Raw genomic sequence first — 8,114 nt, forward strand, 5'->3', positions numbered from 1 at the left:
CACAATGCCGCCAAAAACTAGAAGCTTCTTTGTGCGACTCCATCCCGACGGGAACTGCCGTTCTTCCACCGCGGTTTCTCGGATGCTGTCCTGCTGGACGCCGGGCGGCGTGGGCTCCGGCCTGAGCGCTTCCGGAGCAGCCCCGGGCGGGGTCGGGCCGCTGCGCACTTCCAGCATTTGCCCGGGATCCACGGGCGTTCCCGGTTCGACCGCCGTCACTTGATTGGGGTTTTGTTGGTTTCTCTGCAACCGCTTCACTACCACCCGGCCGCTGTAAACGATGACCAGGGTGCGGTCGGCGTCCACGAAAATGTAGAAATCGGTGCCGATGACGCCGCACACGGCGTGGGGCGTGGTCACCTCGAATTTCGCTCCCGGCTGGGTGAGCTTGACGACGCGGCTGCGCAAGCGTCCGTAATTCAGCTCCAGCGAAGTCTGCTGCGTGGCCGCGTCATGCTGCGCGACGCGTAGCTGACTGGTCGACCCCAGGCTGAGGAGGGAGCCGTCCGCCAGGTTGGCGCGCAGGCGGCCGCTGGCGTCGGTCTTGAGCAGGTCGTTCCAGTGAAGGTCGTCCTTCACCTGGGCCACCACGTCGTTGCGAGTGGCCGCAGGTCGAAGTGCGCCAATCTCGCCCGCGCGCTGTTCCGCCGGGGTCGCAGCCTGGGGAGCGCACCATGCGGGAAGCGGAGAAAGGGCCAGACACAGCAGAAGACACAGAAGCTTTCTTATGCGCACCCAGCGAGCCGCGTCGCACATAAGCGCCTCCTCCAGGTGGAGGACGAGAACAGCCGCTAGTCAACCGGACCCGGCGGAGGCCGCACCAAGGGGCACAGTCTAGTCAGCGGAGAGGGCCAAGTCAACTCCTCGGCGGGGATAGCTATACGAGCGGGAAAATCCAGCCACCGGGGGCGGGCACGTACACGGCGCGGTGCGCGCGGGGCGTGCGGGATCGGCGTGCGCGTGCGGCGGGCGGGCGGGACTCCGCTGCTGCGGCAGTCTAACCGCCATTTCAATTTCAGTGAGACCACGCCCAGTAAGAAACCCGCCTACTCGTTTATCTTTAGTGAAATGGATTCTTGTTTTTCCTATAGATGGACGGAACGCTTGACAAGCCGCCGCTATGTGCGCCACTTCTTGGCGTGACACCGGACCTGCGTGTGCAGGAAGTCATTATGTTAGGTGCTCTTCTGTCCTGAGCTGCCTTTGCAAGTCTTTTCGTGCTCGCGCAGTTCAGCTTCAGACTTGAACGATTTGCTGCACACTTTACACTTGTACTGACTGGTCTGTTGGTCCATGACTGCTCCTCTTGAGCCAGATTGAGCCAGAGTTTTAATTTTAAAACCCCAGGTCTTTGAAAAGTCTGACAGTGACAGGTCGAGGCTTGAGCGGTCTGTTCAAAAAAGAACACATTTTGACCCCAGAGGAGTTTGCAAGCAGTGCTATGCTCGCAACCCCAAACTTTGAGAATGTCACCTTAGCTGGGTATGCACCCTGCGAGGACTGAGTGCCCCACCGTCAGTTTCCGGGCGGCGCACTATTCGCGCTCCATATTTTTGCCATCGACGACGTCGATGATCTTGCCGTCATTCATGTGTGCGATGCGATCCGCAAACTCGAAAATCCGTGGATCGTGGGTGACCACAATGAGTGCCCGGCCGGGGCTTTTCGCTACGCCTCGAAGAATCTTCATCACGCTGCGCCCGGTCTCATGATCCAGGTTGCTTGTCGGTTCGTCACATACAATCAGCTTCGGGTCGTGCACCAACGCACGCGCGATTGCCACGCGTTGCTGCTGGCCACCGCTGAGCTGCGCCGGTAGCGCACTCAGGCGCGTGCCGAGATCTACTTCGACTAGAGTTTCGCTTGCTCGGGTTTCCGCGTTCTTCCGGGATAGGCCGTTGATCAGCAGCGGTACGGATACATTCTCAACCGCGTTGAGCGCCGGCAGCAGGTTGAAAAACTGAAACACGAAGCCGATCGACACGCCGCGAAAGCGTGTACGCTCCTTCTGGTTCATGCTCTTCAAGGTCACGGTGGATGGCACCGGTTCCGACGACAAGCCGGCACACAGATCGGGGCGCGGGGCAGGATCCACCACCGCCGCGTGGGGACCGGCGCCCGAACAAGAGGGTGTTTCGCGGTTTCCAGCGGTTCCCGTATCGTGGTTCTTGCGGTTCCCGTATCAAGGAGGCCTGAAGAATGCTTGCAAGCAACCAAGAACGACACCGCACAGGACGCATCGGCTGGATCCGCGCGGCGGTGCTAGGCGCGAACGACGGCATCCTTTCAACCTCGAGTCTGGTGCTCGGGGTCGCAGCCGCGCATGCGACTCACAGCAACGTATTGGTCGCTGGTGTGGCCGGCCTGGTGGCTGGGGCGATGTCGATGGCGGCCGGGGAGTACGTGTCGGTCCACTCCCAGGCTGACACCGAACAGGCCGAACTCAAGCTGGAGCGCGCGGAACTCAAAGCAGACTACAAGGGCGAGCGCAAGGAACTGACGGCGATCTACGTCGCTCGCGGGCTCGATCCTGCGCTCGCCAAGCAGGTCTCTGAGCAGCTGATGGCCCATGACGCGCTCGGCGCGCATGCCCGCGACGAACTCGGCATCTCGGAAACTTTCCGTGCGCGTCCGATTCAGGCGGCGTTGGCGTCGGCGGCCAGCTTCGCCGTGGGCGCCGCCCTGCCTATCCTGGTCACGGCCATGGCCCCGGCCGTGGGTTTGATCCCTCTGGTCTCTGGAACTTCCCTGGTGTTCCTAGCGCTTCTCGGTGCGCTGGCTGCGCGCGTGGGGGGCGCAGGGGTGGCCATGGGCGCGATCCGCGTCACCTTCTGGGGCGCGCTGGCCATGGCACTGACCGCAGGCGTTGGGGCGCTGTTCGGGACCGTTGTGTGAGCGGGATCAACGATTCGGCTTACGCGCCGTGTTCGTCCTCGTTCAAGTACTCTTCCGGGACGTCGTCTGCAGGCACCTCGTGCGTCGTTACCTCAGACACGTCCGGGTCCTTGGCGTTCTCCACCCCGTATACGGCAGCGGCTTCGAACGCGTTTCCTTCCTCGAGTAATTCTTCCACACTCTCAGAATCCGCATCTGCTACATCCGAGATTTGCTGAAGGTCGCCAGACTGCCCGGCCGAATCCGATCCAAGTTCATCGTCGTGGGGCTTGCTCGTCGCCGACATGATTTTCACTCCGGGAACTGAAATGGGGCCTCCGAATGAACCTCTTGCGGACACCCGACCGGAACTATGACAGAGCGCCAGCAGGCAAGCTGTTGCCTATTGCACAGGCGTCGAACCGCACCCGCCCGCGCCCAGTCGCGTCTCTCGGGTTCGCGCTGAATCTCCTTCGTGCGCTTCCATGGAGTGATGTACTCTGAACCCGCGCCCCGCCCCGGGAGGCGTGGCGGGACCCATGGCGAATGACGCGCACAAGAAGCGGCTGATCTTCCTGGCGATCCTGATCGCCGTACTGCTGTTTCTGGCGCTAGACATGGTCCAGCCGTTCCTGCGGCCCCTGATTTTGGCGTCGGTGATCGCCCTGGGGTGCTACCCGCTGCACGCCTGGCTGCAGAGGCGCATTCGCTGGCGGGATTGGGCGGCGCTCATCTCCACCCTGATCGTGTTCCTGGGAGTGGCGGTGCCCGCCTTCGTGCTTACCTACCTGATCGGCGGCGAGCTTTCGCACATCGCCACGCACATCTCCGACCAGAGCACGCGCGAAGGCGGGTTCATGGCCTACGTGCAGCACGGGGAGGATCGCTTCGTAGTCTGGGCGTCGGAATACGTGGACGTGGAGCAGTTCCACATCCGCCAGCGGGTGAACGCGCTGCCGGAGCGGGCCAGCGAGTTCCTGCTCGGCATGGGCTCGTCCATCGCCGGAGGCGCGATCAACGGCATCACCGACGGGATCCTGACCCTGGTTTTCCTCTTCTTCTTCTTTCGCGACGGAGCCAAGTGGCTGGATGGACTGGCGGAGGTTTTGCCGCTGCGGCGGGAAAGCGTCGAGCGCGTGTACCGCGCCGTCCACTCCAGCGTGGTGGCCACGCTCTATGGGCTGGTGGGCGTGGCGCTGGCCCAGGGCCTGCTGACCGGAGTGGGCCTGTACTTCGCGGGCATCGACAATTTCCTGATGCTGGGCATGCTGGCCGCCGTCTGCTCGGTGATCCCGGTGGTGGGCACGTCGCTGGTGTGGGGCCCGGCGGCGGTCTATCTGCTGGTGACCGACCACACCGGCAAGGCCATCTTCCTGCTCATCTGGGGCGTCGCCGTGGTCAGCATGGCCGATCACATCATCCGGCCGCTGGTGCTGCGGGGACGGATGCAACTGCACATCATGTGGCTGCTCTTCGCCATCCTGGGCGGACTGCTGACCTTTGGCTTCGTGGGGTTGTTCCTGGGCCCTGTCATCTTCTCCTTGCTGGCCACCCTGCTCGCCATCCTTCGGGAGGAGATGGCCGAGGAGCCGGCGGGAATCCCGAGGGCCGGTTAGCCGCCTAAGTGGACTCGGACGAAGTGGTCCGCGGGCTGGGCACTCCGTACTCTGTGTTGTAGTAAAGCCGGATGGGACCGCAGGTTCCCTGCTCCTCGGAATAGACGTCGCAGGTGTCGAAGGGCCGGGAGTACACGTGCAGGCTGACGGCGCGAGCATTGAACTCCGCCGGGTTGTAGACGCGGTGCACCGGCTCCCTGGGGTCGACCGCCATGGGATTGGCGGCATTCATCTCCACACTGTCGGTTCGCTCCAGCCGGCACTTCCCTGCCTTCAGGTCCTGAAACAGCACGCGGTAGTTCTGCACCATCAGGCGGCCGATGGGGACGGCCATCCAGCAATTCTGCTCCCGGTGGTTGTGGGTGGAGCTGCCCTGGCCCACCTCCCAGCAGATGGCGATGAGTTCGTAGAGTGGCGTCTTGTCGATCAAGTTGCGGGTGTAGTGCTGGCGGTCCCAGGTGAGATACGACGCAAGGCTCTCGGGCTGGACCGGGGCGGAGCGCAGAAAGCCCTGGATGGCCTCCAGCCGGGAAAAGTCGGACTCGGGGAACTGGCGAAGCTGGGCAACGAAGTCCTGGATAGGTACAGTGTGGGCGGGCACCGGGGTCCTCCTTCTTGCGCGTGGGAATTATAGTAAAAATCGAGGAAAGCCGAGTCGCTCTATTTGGCCGCATGGGACGGCTCGGGGCCGGAGTATTTCCCGGTGAGGCTGTACCAGCGGATGCGCAGCATCTCGGAGAAGATGCGCAGGCCGTCGCGCAGCGGGCGGATCTTGCTGCGCGGATCGTCCGCCCACTCCACCGCGACCTCCTCGACCTTCAGGCCGAGCTTGCCGGCAAGGAAGAGGAGTTCCGGGTCGAAGCCCCAGCGCTCGATGCGCTGGCGGGCGAAGATGAGTTGGGCGGCGCGGCGGGTGAAGGCCTTGAATCCGCATTGCGTGTCTTTGAAGCGCAGCCCCAGGATCAAGCGCAGCAGCAGGTTGAAGATCCGCCCGAACAACTGGCGGTAGAGGGGCTGGCGCGCGGTCTGCAGGGCGGGGTCGAGCCAGCGCGAGCCGATGGCCACGTCGGCGCCCGCGGCGATGCGCGCGAACAGCTTCCCCGCCTCGGTGATGGGCGCGGAGAGGTCGGAGTCGGTGAACAGCAGCAGCTCCCCCGAGGCCTGGAGCATGCCGTTGCGCACGCTGTAGCCTTTGCCCCGGTTGCCCGGGTTTTGCAGCAGGCGGACGGTGGGGCGCCGCCGGGCGTATTCGCGGACCAGGTCGGCGGTCGAGTCGGTGGAGCCGTCGTCCACCACCAGCACCTCGGCCTTCCAGCCGCAGGCCTCCAGGTGGGCCAGGACGCGGTCGAGGGTCGCACCCAGCCGCTGGCCTTCGTTATAGGCAGGAATGATGATGCTGTAGGTGGTTTCCATCGGCGGGCAGGACCATTTTAGGGCTTTTGCACCCCCGCCGCGAAGAAACCCCTCCCCGGCCCTTGACACCCCGAGCCCCAAGGATTATTTTTAGCTGTAGCGAAGCACTCTGCAGACCGACGAAGGTCCCCCCCTGCCCTTCCAGAGCCCGCAAAAAGGATTGAAAATTGGTTGGCTCCTCCAAATTGGTTGACCGAGACCGTCTCTTGGCCGTTCTCTCTGCGGCCACAGCCGGCGGCGTAACTGCAACCCCAGAAAAGTCCAGCATGAAGCTGAAATCACTCCTGCTTTGCCGCGACCCGCTGGTGCTGCAAACCCTGCGGCGGCTCTTGGACGAAATGGGAGTCGAAGTGGAAGTCTGCTCCGAGCTCGAGTTCGGCATGGAGATGTTCTCGCGCAAGAAGTTCGACGCGGTGATCGTGGACATGGAGATGAGGGGCGCGGGCGACGTGATGAAGGCCCTGCGGCGCACCGCCTCCAATAAGAACATGGTCACCTTCGCGCTGATTGACGGCCGCGCCCACCTGAAGACGGCGTTCGAGATGGGCGCGAACTTCGTGGTGCACAAACCCATCTCGCCCGAGCGCGCCAAGCTGACCATGCGGGCGGCGCACAACCTCATGCGCCGCGACCGCCGCAATCTGAACCGCCACAACCTGCAGGTGGTCGCCTCGCTGACCTTCGAGGGCGGAGCACAGATCCAGTCCATCGTGACCGACCTGAGTGACACCGGCATGTCGGTGATTTTGGCGGAGCCGCTGCCCGGCGGCCGCACCATGCGTATCACCCTGCCCCTGCCCGGCACCCAGAAGACCATCGAAGGCTTCGGAGAGTTGGTATGGGCAGACGAGCAGACCCGCGCCGGGATCCGCTTCGTGCAGCTCCCCCAGATTTCCCAGAAGCAATTGCTGGCCGAATGGCTGAAGCACTTCACCAGCTTCGTGGTCCCCACCCAACCCTAGCCGGCCCGCCCCTCCTCGTCCGCTTCCTCTGCTCCGTTCCGTTGCGCCCTCGGGCACCAAGGTTTAGGCTTTGGGCCTATGCGCGCGCGGTTCGTGCGTCCTCTTGTTGCTCTCGCCCGAATGACCCTTGTGTCTGAGGGCGGCGAGCGGCGCACATTCGAAGTGTGCGGGCACGTCGTGGACCCCGCCCCCGACGAGGAGCTGAAGGCGGAAGAGAATCCATGAAGACCCTGGACGAATACCTGCGCGACGCCGAAGTTGCCCACGGACACCTGTGCGCCGGCCAGGTGCTGGGCGTCCGGCTGGCCATGCTGGGCCTGCAGAAGCTGGCAATCTCCGATCCGCGGGGCGCGGACCGCAAGCGCCTGGTGACCTTCGTGGAGATCGATCGCTGCGCCACGGACGCGGTGTCGCTGGTCACCGGCTGCCGCCTGGGCAAACGGGCGCTGAAGTTCCGCGACTGGGGGAAAGTGGCGGCCACCTTCGTGGACGTCAGCACCGGCCGCGCGGTACGCATCGCGGCCCGGGAATCGTCCAAGGCGCGGGCGCGGGCCCTGCATCCGGAACTCGAGGACAAGAACCAGCAACAGATGCTGGCCTACCGCGAGATGCCGGACGACGAGCTGTTCGATTGCCAGGCGGTAAAGGTCACGCTGCCGCCGGAGGAGTTTCCGGGCTACAAGGCCGAGCGGGTGGTGTGTGAAGCCTGCGGCGAAGGCATCAATTTCCGCCGCGAAGTGAAGCGCGACGGAAAAATCCTTTGCCACGGGTGCGCCGGCGAGCGATACTACGAGCCGCTCTCAAGCTCTGGTGGAGGAGACAAAGCATGAATGACCAAGGCCAGGCAGTAGCCATCATCGCAGTGCTCGTCATGGTGCTGATTTTTCTGGGGATCTGGGCTTGCCTGATCGTGTTCGGCGTGAAGGCGGCGAACAAGAAGCACCGCTCGCCGCACTGGATGTGGTTCGGCATTCACCCCGTGGGGGCGCTCATCGCCTTCATCGTGATGATGTGCCTGGACCCGCTGCGGCTGTGCCCGCAGTGCGGCCGGCCCGTGCCCTCCGGAGCGCGAGTCTGCCCCTACTGCGCCTTCAGCTTAGCTCCCGCTGCGCCTCCGCCCGCTCCGCCCGCGGCCTGAGCCCGCAAGAAACGACGCCCTTCCGGAGGGAAGGGCGTCCAGCGCTGAGGGGTTTGGGTTCGTTTGGCAAGAAAGGCATCGTGGGGCCGGAGCTGCCGCTTTCCCTTCGCG

Annotated in this window: 10 protein-coding genes; 5 read left to right on the top strand and 5 right to left on the bottom strand. The window is 63.9% G+C overall.

Going from position 1 to position 8,114, the window contains the following annotated elements; all coding sequences use genetic code 11:
• Both VGQ94_10675 and VGQ94_10680 read right to left on the bottom strand, forming a co-directional pair.
• A partial coding sequence (locus tag VGQ94_10675) for a FecR family protein (protein HEV2022973.1) occupies nucleotides 1-756 on the bottom strand: 756 nt, incomplete at its 3' end.
• 778 nt (nucleotides 757-1,534) lie between these two features.
• A complete protein-coding gene (locus VGQ94_10680) occupies nucleotides 1,535-2,017 on the bottom strand; it encodes an ATP-binding cassette domain-containing protein (protein HEV2022974.1) in 483 nt (160 codons plus the stop codon).
• A gap of 182 nt (nucleotides 2,018-2,199) precedes the next feature.
• On the opposite strand from VGQ94_10680, the gene VGQ94_10685 reads away from it, so the two are divergent.
• Complete coding sequence (locus VGQ94_10685; GenBank protein ID HEV2022975.1) at nucleotides 2,200-2,895, top strand: VIT family protein; 696 nt, start codon at nucleotides 2,200-2,202, stop codon at nucleotides 2,893-2,895.
• A 19-nt stretch (nucleotides 2,896-2,914) separates the two neighbouring features.
• Here the strand turns inward: VGQ94_10685 and VGQ94_10690 are convergent, their stop codons facing one another.
• On the bottom strand, nucleotides 2,915-3,181 hold the full coding sequence (locus VGQ94_10690; GenBank protein ID HEV2022976.1) for a hypothetical protein: 267 nt from the start codon (nucleotides 3,179-3,181) through the stop codon (nucleotides 2,915-2,917).
• Between the two features lie 232 nt (nucleotides 3,182-3,413).
• Between VGQ94_10690 and VGQ94_10695 the strand changes: the two genes are divergently transcribed.
• Entirely contained in the window at nucleotides 3,414-4,490 is a 1,077-nt protein-coding gene (locus tag VGQ94_10695) for an AI-2E family transporter (protein HEV2022977.1), read from the top strand.
• A gap of 4 nt (nucleotides 4,491-4,494) precedes the next feature.
• Here VGQ94_10695 and VGQ94_10700 read toward each other — a convergent pair whose 3' ends face one another.
• Both VGQ94_10700 and VGQ94_10705 read right to left on the bottom strand, forming a co-directional pair.
• The gene (locus VGQ94_10700; GenBank protein ID HEV2022978.1) at nucleotides 4,495-5,091 is read right to left on the bottom strand and encodes a cysteine dioxygenase family protein; all 597 of its coding nucleotides are present in this window, start codon (nucleotides 5,089-5,091) and stop codon (nucleotides 4,495-4,497) included.
• A gap of 59 nt (nucleotides 5,092-5,150) precedes the next feature.
• The gene (locus VGQ94_10705; protein ID HEV2022979.1) at nucleotides 5,151-5,903 is read right to left on the bottom strand and encodes a dolichyl-phosphate beta-glucosyltransferase; all 753 of its coding nucleotides are present in this window, start codon (nucleotides 5,901-5,903) and stop codon (nucleotides 5,151-5,153) included.
• A 266-nt stretch (nucleotides 5,904-6,169) separates the two neighbouring features.
• Between VGQ94_10705 and VGQ94_10710 the strand changes: the two genes are divergently transcribed.
• From VGQ94_10710 to VGQ94_10720, 3 genes are all read left to right on the top strand, one after another.
• Nucleotides 6,170-6,865 carry a response regulator gene (locus VGQ94_10710; protein HEV2022980.1) on the top strand — a complete coding sequence of 232 codons (696 nt, stop codon included), beginning with the start codon at nucleotides 6,170-6,172 and terminating at the stop codon, nucleotides 6,863-6,865.
• Between the two features lie 221 nt (nucleotides 6,866-7,086).
• A complete protein-coding gene (locus VGQ94_10715; GenBank protein ID HEV2022981.1) occupies nucleotides 7,087-7,695 on the top strand; it encodes an FmdE family protein in 609 nt (202 codons plus the stop codon).
• Nucleotides 7,692-8,003 carry a zinc ribbon domain-containing protein gene (locus VGQ94_10720; protein ID HEV2022982.1) on the top strand — a complete coding sequence of 104 codons (312 nt, stop codon included), beginning with the start codon at nucleotides 7,692-7,694 and terminating at the stop codon, nucleotides 8,001-8,003. Before VGQ94_10715 ends, VGQ94_10720 begins: the two co-directional genes overlap by 4 nt.
• The last annotated feature ends 111 nt before the right edge of the window (nucleotides 8,004-8,114 follow it).

It is taken from the genome of Terriglobales bacterium, from assembly GCA_035937135.1.
GTDB lineage: Bacteria > Acidobacteriota > Terriglobia > Terriglobales > Acidobacteriaceae > DASYVL01.

What these genes read in the sequence shown, in the direction of transcription:
- VGQ94_10720 (HEV2022982.1), top strand. Translation starts at nt 7,692, where the DNA reads ATGAATGACCAAGGCCAGGCAGTAGCCATCATCGCAGTGCTCGTCATG.
- VGQ94_10680 (HEV2022974.1), bottom strand. Translation starts at nt 2,017, where the DNA reads ATGAACCAGAAGGAGCGTACACGCTTTCGCGGCGTGTCGATCGGCTTC.
- VGQ94_10715 (HEV2022981.1), top strand. Translation starts at nt 7,087, where the DNA reads ATGAAGACCCTGGACGAATACCTGCGCGACGCCGAAGTTGCCCACGGA.
- VGQ94_10695 (HEV2022977.1), top strand. Translation starts at nt 3,414, where the DNA reads ATGGCGAATGACGCGCACAAGAAGCGGCTGATCTTCCTGGCGATCCTG.
- VGQ94_10690 (HEV2022976.1), bottom strand. Translation starts at nt 3,181, where the DNA reads ATGTCGGCGACGAGCAAGCCCCACGACGATGAACTTGGATCGGATTCG.
- VGQ94_10705 (HEV2022979.1), bottom strand. Translation starts at nt 5,903, where the DNA reads ATGGAAACCACCTACAGCATCATCATTCCTGCCTATAACGAAGGCCAG.
- VGQ94_10685 (HEV2022975.1), top strand. Translation starts at nt 2,200, where the DNA reads ATGCTTGCAAGCAACCAAGAACGACACCGCACAGGACGCATCGGCTGG.
- VGQ94_10710 (HEV2022980.1), top strand. Translation starts at nt 6,170, where the DNA reads ATGAAGCTGAAATCACTCCTGCTTTGCCGCGACCCGCTGGTGCTGCAA.